The sequence below is a fragment of the Pseudoduganella albidiflava genome (assembly GCF_004322755.1).
Lineage (GTDB): Bacteria > Pseudomonadota > Gammaproteobacteria > Burkholderiales > Burkholderiaceae_D > Rugamonas > Rugamonas albidiflava.
Genome location: NZ_CP036401.1, coordinates 71,152 through 86,279, shown reverse-complemented (window position 1 = coordinate 86,279; position 15,128 = coordinate 71,152). Strand labels below are relative to the sequence as shown.

Genomic DNA, 15,128 nt, shown 5'->3' with positions numbered 1-15,128 from the left:
AAACGTTTTCACTACCGCTGGTTCAGGCATGCCCCAAAAAACCGGTGACAGGCTCCCATTCTTTTGCAACATTTCCCGAAAACCGGTGACAGGCTCCGATTCCTTGAAGTGCATGCGTTCACCCCAACGGCGAAGGGCTGGGGTCAGGAAGGAATGCTGGCATGTATGCCAGCATCGTTCCGCAGGCGCGAAGCATGCTTCGCGAAACCCCTGCTTCACCCCGCCGGGTCTGACCCCGGAATTTGCACTTGGGGTGGTTTCAAAAAACGGTGACAGGCTCCAATTCTTTTGCAAAATTTCCCGAAAAACGGAGCCTGTCACCGATTCTTTTGCAATGTTTCCGAAAAAATGGTGACTGTCACCGTTTTTCTGGCAACAGCGCGCCAAGAAAAAACCGCCGGCACCTTTCGGCCACCGGCGGTTTCACGGGGTTACGCAGCGATCAGAACTTGTATGCCAGTCCGATGTTGTAGCGCCGGCCGTATTCCATCACGTTCTGCACGTACTGGTTGCCGCCCTGCTTGTGGATCACGCGCTGGTTGGTGATGTTGTCCAGCCCCAGGTGCAGCTGCAGTTGCGGCGTCAGGTATTTCGAGATGTTGGCGGAGACGTAGGTCTCTTCGGCATTCTCGACCAGGTAGCCGGCGTTCCAGCGCGGCATGCGCACGAACGGGCTGTGGTAGTTGGCCTGCAGGCGCGCCTCGAAGCCGTTTTTCTCGTACCACAGCGTGACACCGCCATTGCGCCGCATCAGGCCCACCATCGGGAAATCGCCGGTGAACTCCTTGATGCTGCTTTCGTTGTACGAGAAGTTGGCCGACATGCCCAGGCCGTCGAACGGTGCCGGCAGCATCGTGAAGGCCTGCTGGTAAGCCAGTTCCAGCCCGCGCACATAGCCGCCGTCGCCGTTGATCGAGCGGGTGATGGTGGCCTGGCGGCCGTCGATCGTGGTGGTGTCGCTGGTGATGCCGATGTAGCTGCCCACCTTCTTGTAGAACAGCCCGGCCGACAGCAGCGAGCCTTTTTCAAAGTACCACTGGTAGGACAGGTCGGCCTGGTTGGCCATCATCGGCAGCAGGCCCGGATTGCCCGCGCTGCCCGTCAGCGGCTGGCTCGAACCCGGCGTGGTGTCGATCGACAGCGAGCGCGATGCGCGCATCTCGTCCATCGGCGCACGCGACATGGCCCGGGCGAGCGAGAAGCGCAGCTGGTGTTCCTGTGCCTCGTCCAGGTTGAGGATCAGGTTCGCGCTCGGCAGCGCCTTGGTGTACGACGCGCCGCCTTCCAGCGCCGTGGGCGCCGCGCCGTTGCGCGACTCCATGCCGTAGCCGGTCTGCTTGGTGTGCACCACGCGCAGGCCCACGTTGCCGCGGTATTTCAGGCCGAACATCTCGCCATCCAGGTCGCCCTGGGCATACACGGCGCTGCTGCGCTCCTTTACGCGCCAGCCGGCCAGCAGGTCGTTGGTGGTCTGCGCGCGGCCGTCCGGCGACAGCGCGCCCGCGCCGAACAGCGAACCCACCGTGCCGTCGAAGTCGTTCAGCATCAGGGCCGGGAAGTAGCCTTCCGCACGGATCGTCTCGAACGACGACGCCGGCAGCGCCGTGGCCGTGGTGGCCAGGTTCCAGGTAGTCTGGTGGAACGACTTCTCACGGTCCGAGAAGCGCGCGCCGAACTTGATCCGGCTGACCGGGCCCAGTTCGACCGGGCGCCAGGCCGACAGCTGGGCCGAGTTCAGCTTGTCGTCGACGTGGCCGTCGGCGTCGATGTACAGCGCCGGGGCGCCGAAGATCGCCGCGTTGCCGGTGTCCTGCGTGAACGAATACTCTTGGTGCTCGTTGCCCGTGAAGGCCCAGCTCAGCGTGCCCGGGGCGCTGGTCTGGCGCACGTCGGCCCACTGGCTGTCGCGGTCGGCGCGGGAGACGGCGACGTCGGCATCGATCTTCCAGTCGCCCACGTTGAACTTGCCGTTCAGGCCACCGGCGAAATTGCTCATGTTCTGGAACCAGCGCGTGCTGTGTGTCGATACGGTGACGTCGCGCACGGTGGCGCCGACCACGTAGCCATCGCGGATGTCCAGGTTCGAGAAGTTCGGCGTCTGCCAGCCATCCCAGTTGCCGATGTCGCCGGTCCAGTGCTGCACGCTGGGCTCGTGGATCTTGTTCTTGGCGTAGTAGAGGTCGGCGGTGATGTGCGCGTCCGGGCTCAGCTTCCACTCCACTTTGCCCAGCACGCTGGCGCGCTCGTTGGTGCCGCGCTTGATCTCGTCCTCGAAGCCCCACGGCGTCCTGTCGACGCTGCCGTCGCCGTTCATGTCGACGGAATTGTTCTCGTTGAATGCCCAGTGGTTCTTGCGCTTCTCGATCGACGGCTGCTTCTGGTAGCTGGCCGCCAGCGCCACGCCGACGCTGCCGCCGGCCAGCTGGTCGATGTAGATGCCGCCCAGGCGCGGACGCCATGCCTTGGCATCGACATCGTTGGCCAGCGGGTAGAACAGCGCATCGGCCTTGACGGACAATTGCCGGCCCTTGTACTTCAGCGGCTGCACCGTCTGCAGGTCGATCGAGGTGGCCACGCCGCCTTCGATCAGGTCGGCGTTCTGGGTCTTGTAAACCACCGCGCCGGACAGCGACTCGGACGGGAATTGCTCGAAGCGCACCGCGCGGTTCGGTTCGGACGAGGCCAGCTCGCGGCCATTCAGCGTGGCGCCGATGAAGCGCTCGCCCATGCCGCGCGCGACGATCTGGCTGGCGTTGCCGCGATCCAGGCCGGCGGCCAGGCCCGGCAGGCGGGCCAGCGATTCGGCGATCGTCGTGTCGGGCAGCTTGCCGATGTCTTCCGAGGACACCACCTCGACGATGCTGTTGGAATTTTCCTTGACGGACAGGGCGCTGCGCACCGAGGCGCGGATGCCGGTCACGGTGACCTGCTGCACGGCGGTATCGCCGCCGGCCGCTGCCTGCCCGGGCTGGGGCGCCTGCTGCGCAAAGGCTGCGGACGTGGTGGCGACGGCCGCAGGGACGAGGAACAGCGCGCGCACCAGGGCGCCGATGGGGGTGAGCTTCATGGAGTCTCCGTATCGTTATTATCGAAAAGTGCCGCCGGCCCAGCCGCGCTGGTCGATCGATCAACTTCTTGATAAAAATTTTATGTGGCTGAAATGGTTATCAGCCAATGAAGAATATGGAGAAAACTATATGAAAAAGATATACATCGGTGCTGCGCGGGGCCAAGTCCTTGTATCCATAAGGAAAATAGCCACGTGCAAGGAACATCGGGAAGTTGGTTACATGCGTCAATGCGTTGCGCCGTTGTAACGCAATGGCAACTTGCCGATGCCGGATATTGCCTTCCGGTTACTGGGCGGGCGCTTGTGCGGGGTGCAGGCTGTTCGCCAGCGCGACATAGGCTTCCATCGGCACGGTCTCGGGGCGGGTGCCTGGATCGATGCCGGCATCGGCGATCTGCTGCTCGGTGAACATCCCCGCCAGGCAGTTGCGGATCACCTTGCGGCGCTGCGAGAACGCCTTGGCCACCACGGCTTCCAGCGTGGCCACGTCGCACGGCAGCGGCTCGGCGATCGGGATCATCCGCACGATCGCGGAATCCACTTTCGGCGGCGGATCGAACGCTTCCGGCGGCACGATGAACATCAGCGCCATGCGGTAGCGCCACTGCAGCATCACGGACAGCCGGCCATACGCCTTGGTGCCCGGCTCGGCCACCATGCGCTCGACGACTTCCTTCTGCAGCATGAAGTGCTGGTCTTCGATATGCGTTGCGAACTCGGCGAGGTGGAACAGCAGCGGGCTGGAGATGTTGTACGGCAGGTTGCCGACGACACGCAGCTTGCGCCCTTCCGGCACGGGGATCGCGCCGAAGTCGAACTTCAGCGCATCGCCGGAGTGGATCGTCAGCTTGTCGCGCGGGAAGCGCTTTTCCAGGCGCGCCACCAGGTCGCGGTCCAGCTCCACCACGTGCATGTGCGGCAGCGACTTCAGCAGCAGATCCGTCATCGCCGCCAGGCCGGGGCCGATCTCCACCATCGTATCGCCGGCCTGGGGAGCGATGGCTGTGATGATGTCGCCGAGGACACTGTCATCGTGCAAAAAATTCTGGCCGAAGCGCTTGCGGGCAATGTGTTTCATATATTCGTGTAAAAGTTTCCGAAAACCGGGGTCAGACCCCGATTTTTGGAAATTAATTGCCAAGAAAAGGGGTCTGGAGAGGCACGACGCCATGCATGGCATCAGCTGCTCGGCAGGCTCGGAGTGTACTCCGCAAAACCCCTGCCTCGCCCCCGGTCTTGAGAAATGTTTTAGTTGCCGCGGCTGGCGTTGGCCATGTCGACGGCGGCGGAGATCGCTTCTTGCATGCTGCCGCAGTCGGCGTGGCCCAGGCCGCGGGCGGCCAGGTCGAGGGCGGTGCCGTGGTCGACCGAGGTGCGGATCAGCGGCAGGCCCAGCGTGACGTTGATGCCGCGGCCGAAGGTGGCGTATTTCAGCACCGGCAGGCCCTGGTCGTGGTACATCGCCAGCACGCAGTCGGCATCCTGCAGGTACCTCGGCTGGAACAGCGTGTCGGCCGGATACGGGCCGCGCGCATCGATGCCGCGCGCGCGCGCCGCTTCCAGCGCGGGCGCGATGACGTCGATTTCCTCGCGCCCCAGGTAGCCGTTCTCGCCCGCATGCGGGTTCAGGCCGGTGACGAGGATGCGCGGCGCGGCGATGCCGAATTTCGCCTTCAGGTCGCGGTCGATGATGTCCAGCGTGGTGCCCAGGCCGGCGACCGTCAGCGCCGCCGGCACATCCTTCAGCGCCAGGTGGGTCGTCGCCAGCGCCACCCGCAGCTGCGGCAGCCCGGGCACATCCTGCGGTGCGCCGGCCAGCATCATCACCACCTGCGCGGTGCCGGTGCGGTCGGCGAAATATTCGGTGTGGCCGGAGAACGGCACGCCGGCATCGTTGATCGTGCTTTTCTGCAGCGGCGCCGTGGCCACCGCCTCGAACCAGCCGGCCTTGATGCCTTCGATCGACGCATCGAGCGTGGCCAGCACGGCGCGGCCGTTCTCGCTGTCGAGCTTGCCCGGCACCACGTGCGCGGCCAGCGGGATGTCGATCACCGACAAGCGGTCCGGCCCGAAGTGCGGCAAGCCGCCGTTACGCACCGCCATCAGCGACAGCGCGCTGACGCGGATCTCCGGGTCGATCGCGTGCGCCGTCATGGCCAGGAAGGCGGCATCGCCCAGCAGCACGCAGTTGACGCGCTCGCGCATCGCCCAGGCGGCGCGCAGCGAGATCTCCGGACCGATGCCGGCCGGTTCGCCGGTGGTGATCGCGATCGCGGGACGGACGCCCGGGCGGCGCGCTGGCAGCGTAACGCTCATCGGCCGGCCTTACTTGCCGGCTTCGGCGCGCAGGTCTTCGCTGCGGTATTCCACGTAGGCGCGGTCACGCACCTCGCGCTGGAAATCTTCCGCCGCCTCGACCATCTTGCGCTCGCGCAGCGCCATGCGTGCCTCGTTGCGCTTCTTTTCCTTCGACATGTCTTCCGACTTGCGCTCCACCACCTGGATCAGGTGGTAGCCGAAGGCCGTCTCGACCGGGCCGGAAACCTCACCCGGCTTCAGCTCGTTCATCGCCTTTTCGAATTCCGGCAGCGTGTCGCCCGGGTACAGCCAGCCCAGGTCGCCGCCCTTCTTGCCCGATTCGTCGGTCGAGTACAGCCGCGCCAGTTCCTCGAACGAGGCCGACTTGTTGTCCAGCTTTGCCTTCATCTCGGCCAGCTTGCGCTTGGCGTCCTCGGCGCTGTTGGCCGGCGTGACCTTCAGCAGGATGTGCCGCGCATGGGTCTGTTCCACGGCCGCCTCGGCCTGTGCCTGGGCCAGCGTGCGCTTGTCCACCAGCTTCAGGATGTGGAAGCCCGTCACGCTGCGGATGATCGGCGTCACCTGCCCCGGCTGCAGCTTTTCCAGCGCCTGGGCGAACACCGGCGGAATCCGGTCGGTCGGACGCCAGCCCACGACACCGCCCTGCAGCGCGTCGGCCGCGTCGGAATAGGTGGCCGCCACCTTGGCGAAATCGCCGCCGGTGCGCAGCTGGCGCATCACGTCGTCGGCGCGCTGCTGGCGCTGGGCGATCACGTCCGGCGTGGCGTTCTCGGGAATGCGCACCATGATCTGGGAGATGTTCACCTCCTGCTGCTCGGCGGCTGCCGCCTCTTGCGCAGCCAGGAAGCTGTCCACTTCCGCTTCCGAGATCTGGATCTTGGCATCCACTTCATGCTCGCGCAGGCGGGTGGTGATGATCTCCTCGCGGATCTCCTCGCGGAAGCTGGCGAACGACGTACCATCCTTCTCGATCTGGTCGCGCAGCTGCTGCACCGACAACTTCTGCTGTTCGGCGATGCGGGCGATCGCGCGGTCGAGCATCGTGTCGTCCACGCGCACGCCCATTTCCTTGGCCATCTGCAGCTGGGCGCGCTCGACGATCATGCGCTCGACGATCTGCCGCTGCAGCGCGGCGGCATCCGGCAACTGCACGTTCTGCTGCTTCATCCGCTGCATGATGACGCCCACGCGCTCGGCCAGCTCGCGCTTGGTGATGACGTCTTCATTGACGACCACGGCGATCGAATCGATCTCCGGGTTCTTGGACTGACCCGGCGGCGTGAAGCCCTTCGGCTGCGCCGGCGCGGCTGCCGGTGCCGCGGCGGGAGCAGCAGGCTTCGCGTCCTGCGCCGTGGCCACGCCGCCGGCAGTGGCGCACAGCAGCAGTGCCGCAAGGGTGATCGGGGTGATCGGGTGCTTACTGAACATATTGCAAACGCTTTTCAGGTCAGGTGGAAAATGATGAAGGATAGCAGGTGAGCGCCGCGGAAAGTGTAACAGCAAGCGATGGCGACCAACAGGTCGCCATCGGCCACTCTGATATCGCCGTCCACGGCCGGGTCCACGCCGCCGTCTGCCGGCCGGCCCTTAGCGGCGATACCCCGGATTCAGCTGCTGGTAGCCCGGAATGCTGTTCTTCAGCACCTCCAGCGGGTTGCCGACACCGAACTTGGACAGGCCGTTCAGCTCGAGCTGGAAGAACATCTGCGTCGTCGTCTTGTTGGTCGTCGTCACGAAGCGCTGCGCGCCCATGCGGAATACCCAGCATTCGCAGTTGTATTCCAGGCCGATCAGGCTTTCCAGGATCCGGTGATCCTGCAGCGAATAACTCATGCGCCCCACGCCGAACCAGCGGTTCGAGATCGGCCACTGGGTGGAAAAGTCGACGTTCTTGAAGCTGTCGCGCAGGAAGCGGTAGCCGGCGTTGAACACCTTGCGCGGGCCGGGCTGGTACTGCACGTTCAGGTTCGAGCTGACCACGCGCTTGTCGCCCTGGTTGTACTGCACGGCGCTGTCGACGCCCCAGGTGTCGGAAATGCGGCCGGCGGCCGCCAGCAGCAGGTCGGAACGGCCGGTGCTGACCGGCTCCGAACTGGTCAGCTGCACGCGCTGGTCGTTGAAGTAGAAGCGCTGGCCGAACGCCAGGCGCAGGCGCTCGGCGCCGGATTCCTCGAGGAAGCGCGAGACGACCGCCGCCGTCACCTGGTTCGCATCGCCGACGCGGTCGGAGCCGACAAAGCGGTTTTCCGAGAACAGCTGGGTGAAGTTGAACGTGGCATCGGCCGTGTCGAACACGGGTATGTCGGTCTGGTCGCGGTACGGCGTGTACACGTAGAACAGGCGCGGTTCCAGCGTCTGCGTGACGGCGCGGCCGAACAGCTTGGTGTTGCGCTCGAATTCCAGGCCGGAATCCAGCGAGAACGTGGGGATCGCCTTCGTCACCGAGCGGGCTTCGTCTTCGCCGAATTTGTCGAGCTGGTAGGCGCTGGCGTTGAGCATCAGCTTCGGCGTGATGAAGTAGCTGGGGCTGATGATCGGATAGCTGATCTGCGGCTGCACCACCATCCGGTCGCCGTTGATCCGGGCGTCGTTCACGCAGGCGATGCCGCCGATATTGGCGCCCGGGCAGATGGTCTCGGTCGCGTAGTGGAAGCGGGTCGCCTCGGCATCCACCGACCAGTCGAAGCCGCCGACATCGTACTGCCCGGCGTGGAAATTCACCGCCGGCAGGCGGTCGTACGGGCGCGGCGTGACCGTCGTGGTGTCCGGATCCTGCAGCACCTGGTACTTCTGCACGCGCGCCGTCAGGCTCCAGATCTCGCCACGGTAGTCGGTGCGCGCTTCCTTCAGCAGCTGGCGCTCGGCACTGCCGGCCACCGTCTTCGAGAAGTCGGTCGGGTAATCCTCGTCGGACGCGGCGCGCACGTTCCAGCCATACGACCAGTCCTTGGCCAGCGCCTGCGAGTGCTGCGACTGGATTTGCCAGCGGTCGATGCCCTTTTCCTTGTCGTTGCGCAGGTATTCGACGAAGGTGCGGCCTTCGTAGCTGCCGGCCGCGGTCTCGCCGATGTAGCGGCCCACGGCGCCCAGCTGCAGGCCGCGCCGGCTGATGTAGTGCGGCGACACGGTCAGGTCGCGGTTCGGCGCGATATTGAAATAATACGGCAGCGTCAGTTCGGCGCCGCCCCGCGAGCTGAATCCCGGCGTGGCCGGCAGCCAGCCGGAGCGGCGTTCGCCCGACAGCGAGAACGAAATGCCCGGCGTGCCGATCAGCGGCACATCCTTGAAATACACCACCGTGGGACCGGCCACGCCCACGTCGCGGCCCTGGTCCAGCGTCAGCGTACTCGAACGCACGTACCAGTCCGGGTTCGGCCCTTCGCAGGTGCTGTAGGTGCCGTTGACCACCTTGGCGCGGTCTTCGGACAGGAAGTCGATGCGCTGCGCCTTGCCCTGCGCGTTGTTCATTTCCAGCTTGTAGGTGGGCTGCAGCATGTAGCCCACCCCGGTCTCGGTATTGAGCCGGAATTCTTCGGCCGTGTAGTAGTCGCCGAAGCGCCACAGGCGCACGTTGCTCTTCGCCTCCAGCTCGGATTCCACCTGGCGGTAGCAGGCAGAATCGGCCGTCACGCGCATCTTGTCCTGGACCACTTCCACGTCGCGGGTGAGGATCAGTTCCCGCTCGGGCCGTCCATTGATCTCCTCGGCACGGATCGTGACAGGAGCTTCCGGATCGTCGGCACGGGGCGCACCCGCTCCAGAACCTGGCTGGGTCTGGGCATGGGATGGTGCCGCGCAGGCGGCGATCAGGGCGGAGATGGCATACGCCCAGCGTTTCTTGAAGGGTGGGGCCAGGCTCATGAAGGGCAGGATACGCGAAGCACTATAAAGAACACCATGCAGGCGATTTTTTGAATTGAATCCCTTATTATATGGGATTCCTTTGTCAACATCCGGTTTGCTCGGGCCGTACTTCATGTCTTTATTGCATACATTATCTTCCAGCGACGCGTCCGCGGACGGCGACGCGCGCCTGCTCCAACTGAAAACCTGGCTGCAGGGCCTGGGCATGGTGGACGCCGCCTCGGCCCGTCCCGCATCGGCCGACGCCAGCTTCCGGCGCTACTTCCGGGTCGACGTCCTGCCCGCCGCGCAGGCACAGTACGGCGCCACGCTGGTGGCGATGGACGCGCCACCGGAACGCGAGAATACCGCAGCGTTCGTGAAAGTGGATGCACTGCTGGCCGAGGCCGGCGTTTCCGTGCCCGCGATCCATGCGCAGGACCTCGGCCAGGGCTTCCTGCTGCTGTCCGACCTGGGCACCACCACCTACCTGCAGGCGCTGAACCACGACAATGCCGCCACGCTGTATGCCGAGGCACTGTCCGCGCTGGTCGCCATCCAGCTGCGCAGCCAGCCGGGCGTGCTGCCTGAATTCGACCGCGAGTTCATGCTGCGGGAAATGAACATCTTCCCGGAGTGGTATATCGGCAAGCACCTGAACACCACGCTGACGGAAGCGCAGGCGGCCGAGCTGCAGAAGGTGTTCGACCACATCATCGCCACCTGCCTGGCGCAGCCGCAGGTGTTCATGCACCGCGACTACCATTCGCGCAACCTGATGTGGATGGACGAGAAGAATCCCGGCATCCTCGACTTCCAGGATGCCGTGTACGGCCCGATCACGTACGACGCGGCCTCGCTGCTGCGCGACGCCTATGTGTCGTGGGACGAGGAACTGGTGCTGGACTGGGTGATCCGCTACTGGCAGCACGCGAAGGCGGCGGGCCTGCCCGTCAACAAGGATTTCGACGCGTTCTACAAGGATTTCGAATACATGGCGCTGCAGCGGCACCTGAAGATCCTGGGCCTGTTCTGCCGCCTGAACTACCGCGACGGAAAGCCCAATTACCTGGGCGACCTGCCCACGGTGATGGAGTACGTGCGCCATGCCGCCAACCGCTACCGCGAGCTCAAGCCGCTGGTCAAGCTGCTGGATGCGCTGGAAAACCGCCAGCCGGCCGTCGGCTACACGTTCTGAGGGCGCCATGAAAGCCATGATCTTCGCCGCCGGCCGCGGCGAGCGTATGCGCCCGCTGACGGACACCTGCCCCAAGCCGCTGCTGAAGGTGCGCGGCCGGCCCCTGGTCGAGTGGCACGTGCTGAACCTGGTGCGCGCCGGGTTCACCGAGATCGTCATCAACCACGCCCATCTCGGCCACATGATCGAGGAATACCTGGGCGACGGCAGCCGCTTCGGCGCCACCATCCGCTATTCGGCGGAACGGCAGGCGCTGGAAACGGCGGGCGGCATCGCCAACGCGCGGCACCTGCTGGGCGAGCAGCCGTTCCTGGCGATTTCCGGCGATATCTGGTGCCCGCATTTCGATTTCAGCGAAGTGAAGGATGTGTTGCACGACAATGACCTGTGGGGCAACCCGCATGCGTCGGACAAGCGCGACATCGCCTGGATCTGGCTCGTGAAGAACCCGCCGTTCCATCCCAGGGGCGATTTCGGCCTGGACCTGTACACGGTATCCAATACCGGGAACCCGACGTGGACGTTCGCCAATATCGGCGTGTACCGCCCCGAGATGTTCGACGGCATCCAGCCCGGCCAGCACGCCGGCCTGGGCAACCTGCTGCGCGAATACGCCGGCAAGGGCCAGCTGGGCGGCGAGGTCTATGAAGGCGACTGGGACAATATCGGCACCCCGCAGCAGCTCGACGCATTGAACGCCCCGTTTGGAGCCGGGCGGCCATGAGCGCCGCCGGTGGCAAGTTCGCCGCGCGGCGCGCCGGCCTGCTGGCGCGGCTGGAGCCGGGCAGCGTGGTCTACCTCGCCACCGCGCCGGAAAGCGTGCGCAATGGCGACAGCGACTACCCGTACCGCCACGACAGCAGTTTTTATTACCTGACCGGTTTTCCCGAGCCGGAAAGCGCGCTGGTTCTCGTCGCCGCATCCGGCGACCAGCCGTCGCGCGCCATCCTGTTCTGCCGCGAAAAGAACGTCGAGCGCGAAATCTGGGATGGCCTGCGCCATGGACCGGAAGCGGCGCGGGCCGAATTCGGTGTCGATGCCGCGTACCCGATCGCCATGCTCGACGAGAAAATGGCCGAGGTGCTGGCCGGCGCGCCGGCGCTGTACTGCCGGCTGGCGCGCGATGAAGGACTGGACGGGCAGTTGCGCCGCTGGTTCGACGGGGTGCGGGCCAGGGGCCGCACCGGCATCGTCGCGCCGCCGGCGTTGCGCGACCTGGTGCCGCTGGTCGATGAAATGCGCGTCGTCAAGGATGCCGGCGAACAGGCCACCATGCTGCGCGCCGGGCAGATCTCGGCCGCCGCGCACCGCCGCGCCATGCGGGCCGCGCGCAGCGGCGTCTTCGAATACGAGCTGGAAGCGGAACTGCTGTACGAGTTCCGCAAGAGCGGTGCGCAGTTCCCGGCCTACACGCCGATCGTCGCCTCGGGCGCCAACAGCTGCATCCTGCACTACAACAGCAACGACCGGCAAACCCGCGACGGCGACCTGGTGCTGATCGACGCCGGCTGCGAGCTCGATGGCTATGCATCCGACATCACGCGCACCTTCCCCGTCAACGGCCGCTTCAGCGCGCCGCAGCGCGAACTGTACGACATCGTGCTGGCCGCGCAGGCCGCCGCCTTCGAGGCGATCCGGCCGGGCAACACGTTCCACGCGGCGCACGATGCCGCCGTGCGCGTGCTGGCGCAAGGCATGCTCGATACCGGCCTGCTGAACCGGGACACAGCGGGCAGCCTGGACGACGTGATCGCCAACAAGGCCTACACGGCGTTCTACATGCATGGCACCAGCCACTGGCTGGGCATGGACGTGCACGACACCGGCGCCTACCGCCTCACCGACCATCCGGACAAGCCCTCGCGCCCCCTTGCCGAAGGCATGGTGCTGACGGTGGAACCGGGCATCTACGTGCGCCCCGCGCCGGGTGTGCCGGAACAGTACTGGAACATCGGCATCCGCATCGAGGACGACGTGGTGGTCGCCGCCGGCGCGCCCCGCGTGCTGACGGACGAGGTACCGAAAACGGTGGACGATATCGAGCGCCTGATGGCGGAGGGATCATGAGCGAAGCAACGGGCGCCGGCCTGGCGCAGGCCGACTACGACGTGGCGATCTGCGGCGCCGGCCCGGCCGGCATGGCGCTGGCGGCCCTGCTGGTGCAACGCGGCATGCCAGCTTCGCGCATCGCGCTGGTCGACGCGAAATCGCTGGACGCGGCGCGCGGCGATCCACGCACGCTGGCGCTGTCCTGGGGCAGCCGGCAGATCCTCGGCCAGGTCGGTGCCTGGCCGGTGCCGGCCACCGACATCCATGAAATCCACGTGTCGCGCAAGGGAACGTTCGGCCGCAGCATGATCACGCGCGACGAACACCGCGTGCCGGCGCTGGGCTACGTGACGCGCTACGGCGACCTGGTCACCGTGCTGGCCGGCGTGGTCGAACGGCTGGGCATCGCCTCGCTGCGGCCCGTGCGTGTCACCGCGCTGGACGAAACGGCCGGCGGCGTGCGCCTGGCGCTGGACGATGGCCGCAGCGATGGCCGGACGATTTCAGCCGCGATCGCCGTGCAGGCAGAGGGCGGCCTGTTCGGCGCGCAGGCGGACAAGCAGGCCATGCGCGACTATGGCCAGACCGCCATCATCGCGCAGGTGGAAGCCAGCGCCCCCATCGCGCACCGCGCCTACGAGCGCTTCACCGATGAAGGCCCGCTGGCCATGCTGCCGCAGGACGATGGCGAAACGCGCGGGTACTCGATGGTCTGGTGCGTGCGCCCGGAAACCGCGCAGGAACTGCTGTCGCTGGACGATGCCGCCTTCCTGGCCCGGCTGAACGCCACCTTCGGCGAACGGCTGGGCCGCTTCACGCACGCTACCCGGCGCCTCGCCTTCCCGCTCGGCCTGAACGCCGGCGTGACCGGCACCGCGCGCACCACGGCGATCGGCAACGCCGCGCAAACGCTGCACCCCGTCGCCGGGCAGGGCCTGAACCTGGGCCTGCGCGACGCCACCGTGCTGGCCCGGCTGCTGGCGCGCGGCGCCACGCCGGATGCCCTCGCCGAATTCGCCACGCTGCGCCGGCAGGACCGCGACGTCACCGTGCGGCTGACCGACACGATGGCGCGCATCTTCGCCAACACTTCACCGCTGCAGCCGGTCCTCGGCCTGTCGCTGGCCGCTATCGACCTGTTCTCGCCCGCACGCTCCGTACTGGCCGAGCTGATGATGTACGGCCGTCGGTAAGTCAAGCATTCCCGCTTAGATAAGACTACCCCAAGTGCAAATTCCGGGGTCAGACCCGGCGGGTCTGACCCCAGCCCTTCGCTGTTGGGGTGAATGCATGTGCTTTCAATGTGTCGTGTAACGCTTTTCCAAGCCACCTCAGGACCTGCCCCTGTTTTTTACTGCTTGTGCAGATTCGCGTACTTCAGACCAAAATACAGGATGAACGCATAGCACGCCGCCGGCACCACGAACGACACCTGCACGCCCATCGCATCGGCCACCGCCCCCTGCGCGAACGGCACCAGCGCGCCGCCCACGATGGCCATGCACAGCAGCCCGGAAGCCTGGCCGGTCTGCTTGCCCAGGCCGTGCAGCGCCATGCTGAAGATGGTGGGGAACATGATGGAATTGCACAGCCCCACGGCGATGATGGCGAACATCGCCACCTTGCCGCCGCCCAGCACCGCGATGGCGATCAGCGCGATGCTGGCGGCGGCATTGAACGCCAGCGCCTTGCCGGGGCTGACCTTGCGCATCACGGCGAAGCCGATGAAGCGGCCCACCATCGCGCCGCCCCAGTACAGGCTGACGTAGTGCGCGGCCTGCGCGGCTGTCATGCCGCCGATCTTCGGGTCTTCCAGGAAGTTGATCAGGAAGCTGCCGATCGATACTTCGCCCCCCACGTACAGGAAGATGCCCAGCGTGCCCAGCACCAGGTGCCTGTGGGCGAACAAGTCGCCGAACCGTCCTTGTTCCGCGTCGCCCGCCGCATCGACGATCTTCGGCAAACGCGCCAGCGCGAACAGCACGGCCAGCAGCAACAGCGTGCCGGCCAGCACCAGGTACGGCCCCTGCACGCTGGCCGCTTCGCGCGCCCGGTACGCCAGCTGTTCGGCGGCCGGCAGCGCGGCCAGCTCGCCGGCACCCAGCATGCCGCCGGACAGGATCAGCATGCCGCCCAGCGTCGGCGCCACCGTCGTGCCCAGCGAGTTGAATGCCTGCGTCAGCGTCAGCCGGCTGGACGCCGTGCGCGGATCGCCCAGCACCGTCACGTACGGATTGGCGGCCACCTGCAATACCGTGATGCCGCCGGCCAGCACGAAGAAGGCGAACAGGAACACGCCGTAGCCGGACGTGGCGGCCGGGTAGAACAGCGCACAGCCGATGGCCGCGACGACGAGGCCGGCAACCGCACCGCGCTGGTAGCCGAGGCGCCGGATCAGCATCCCGGCCGGCACCGACACCAGCAGGTAGGCACCGAAGAAGCAGAACTGCACCAGCATCGCCTGCACATAGGTCAGCGTGTACACCGCCTTCAGGTGCGGGATCAGCACGTCGTTCATCGACGTCAGCAAGCCCCACATGAAGAACAGGATCGTGACGACGACCAGCGGCCCGGTGTTGCCTGCCTTGCCGGCTGCTTCAGTGCCAGACTCCGGCGGCAGCGCCGCCGCCCGCGAATAATGTTCCATTT

Annotated in this window: 10 protein-coding genes; 4 read left to right on the top strand and 6 right to left on the bottom strand. The window is 66.0% G+C overall.

Annotated elements, in window-relative coordinates; genetic code table 11:
* Positions 1-442: 442 nt before the first annotated feature.
* The 5 genes from EYF70_RS00345 to EYF70_RS00325 form a co-directional block, all read right to left on the bottom strand.
* Positions 443-3,067, bottom strand: coding sequence for a TonB-dependent receptor (locus EYF70_RS00345; protein ID WP_131143611.1), 2,625 nt, complete (start codon positions 3,065-3,067; stop codon positions 443-445).
* A 289-nt stretch (positions 3,068-3,356) separates the two neighbouring features.
* Positions 3,357-4,148, bottom strand: coding sequence for a 16S rRNA (adenine(1518)-N(6)/adenine(1519)-N(6))-dimethyltransferase RsmA (rsmA, locus tag EYF70_RS00340; protein ID WP_131143610.1), 792 nt, complete (start codon positions 4,146-4,148; stop codon positions 3,357-3,359).
* A 170-nt stretch (positions 4,149-4,318) separates the two neighbouring features.
* Positions 4,319-5,386: a 4-hydroxythreonine-4-phosphate dehydrogenase PdxA gene (gene pdxA, locus EYF70_RS00335; RefSeq protein ID WP_131143609.1), complete on the bottom strand. Its 1,068-nt coding sequence runs from the start codon at positions 5,384-5,386 to the stop codon at positions 4,319-4,321.
* Positions 5,387-5,395: 9 nt separating this feature from the next.
* On the bottom strand, positions 5,396-6,817 hold the full coding sequence (locus tag EYF70_RS00330) for a peptidylprolyl isomerase (protein WP_131143608.1): 1,422 nt from the start codon (positions 6,815-6,817) through the stop codon (positions 5,396-5,398).
* A 159-nt stretch (positions 6,818-6,976) separates the two neighbouring features.
* Positions 6,977-9,250: an LPS-assembly protein LptD gene (locus EYF70_RS00325; RefSeq protein ID WP_131143607.1), complete on the bottom strand. Its 2,274-nt coding sequence runs from the start codon at positions 9,248-9,250 to the stop codon at positions 6,977-6,979.
* Between the two features lie 115 nt (positions 9,251-9,365).
* Between EYF70_RS00325 and EYF70_RS00320 the strand changes: the two genes are divergently transcribed.
* From EYF70_RS00320 to EYF70_RS00305, 4 genes are read left to right on the top strand one after another with little or no spacing between them, the layout of a single operon-like run.
* Positions 9,366-10,430 (top strand): aminoglycoside phosphotransferase family protein, encoded by a 1,065-nt coding sequence (locus tag EYF70_RS00320; RefSeq protein ID WP_131143606.1) that lies wholly within the window; start codon positions 9,366-9,368, stop codon positions 10,428-10,430.
* 7 nt (positions 10,431-10,437) lie between these two features.
* A complete protein-coding gene (gene murU / locus EYF70_RS00315; RefSeq protein ID WP_131143605.1) occupies positions 10,438-11,154 on the top strand; it encodes an N-acetylmuramate alpha-1-phosphate uridylyltransferase MurU in 717 nt (238 codons plus the stop codon).
* Positions 11,151-12,497, top strand: coding sequence for a Xaa-Pro aminopeptidase (gene pepP / locus EYF70_RS00310; protein ID WP_131143604.1), 1,347 nt, complete (start codon positions 11,151-11,153; stop codon positions 12,495-12,497). Before murU ends, pepP begins: the two co-directional genes overlap by 4 nt.
* Complete coding sequence (locus EYF70_RS00305; protein ID WP_131143603.1) at positions 12,494-13,672, top strand: UbiH/UbiF/VisC/COQ6 family ubiquinone biosynthesis hydroxylase; 1,179 nt, start codon at positions 12,494-12,496, stop codon at positions 13,670-13,672. The genes pepP and EYF70_RS00305 overlap by 4 nt, the downstream gene beginning before the upstream one ends.
* A gap of 158 nt (positions 13,673-13,830) precedes the next feature.
* Here the strand turns inward: EYF70_RS00305 and EYF70_RS00300 are convergent, their stop codons facing one another.
* The gene (locus EYF70_RS00300; protein WP_131143602.1) at positions 13,831-15,126 is read right to left on the bottom strand and encodes a sugar MFS transporter; all 1,296 of its coding nucleotides are present in this window, start codon (positions 15,124-15,126) and stop codon (positions 13,831-13,833) included.
* Positions 15,127-15,128 lie beyond the last annotated feature (2 nt).

Coding starts and splice junctions, on each gene's coding strand:
- EYF70_RS00345 (WP_131143611.1), bottom strand. CDS start 3,067: ATGAAGCTCACCCCCATCGGCGCCCTGGTGCGCGCGCTGTTCCTCGTC.
- rsmA (WP_131143610.1), bottom strand. CDS start 4,148: ATGAAACACATTGCCCGCAAGCGCTTCGGCCAGAATTTTTTGCACGAT.
- pdxA (WP_131143609.1), bottom strand. CDS start 5,386: ATGAGCGTTACGCTGCCAGCGCGCCGCCCGGGCGTCCGTCCCGCGATC.
- EYF70_RS00330 (WP_131143608.1), bottom strand. CDS start 6,817: ATGTTCAGTAAGCACCCGATCACCCCGATCACCCTTGCGGCACTGCTG.
- EYF70_RS00325 (WP_131143607.1), bottom strand. CDS start 9,250: ATGAGCCTGGCCCCACCCTTCAAGAAACGCTGGGCGTATGCCATCTCC.
- EYF70_RS00320 (WP_131143606.1), top strand. CDS start 9,366: ATGTCTTTATTGCATACATTATCTTCCAGCGACGCGTCCGCGGACGGC.
- murU (WP_131143605.1), top strand. CDS start 10,438: ATGAAAGCCATGATCTTCGCCGCCGGCCGCGGCGAGCGTATGCGCCCG.
- pepP (WP_131143604.1), top strand. CDS start 11,151: ATGAGCGCCGCCGGTGGCAAGTTCGCCGCGCGGCGCGCCGGCCTGCTG.
- EYF70_RS00305 (WP_131143603.1), top strand. CDS start 12,494: ATGAGCGAAGCAACGGGCGCCGGCCTGGCGCAGGCCGACTACGACGTG.
- EYF70_RS00300 (WP_131143602.1), bottom strand. CDS start 15,126: ATGGAACATTATTCGCGGGCGGCGGCGCTGCCGCCGGAGTCTGGCACT.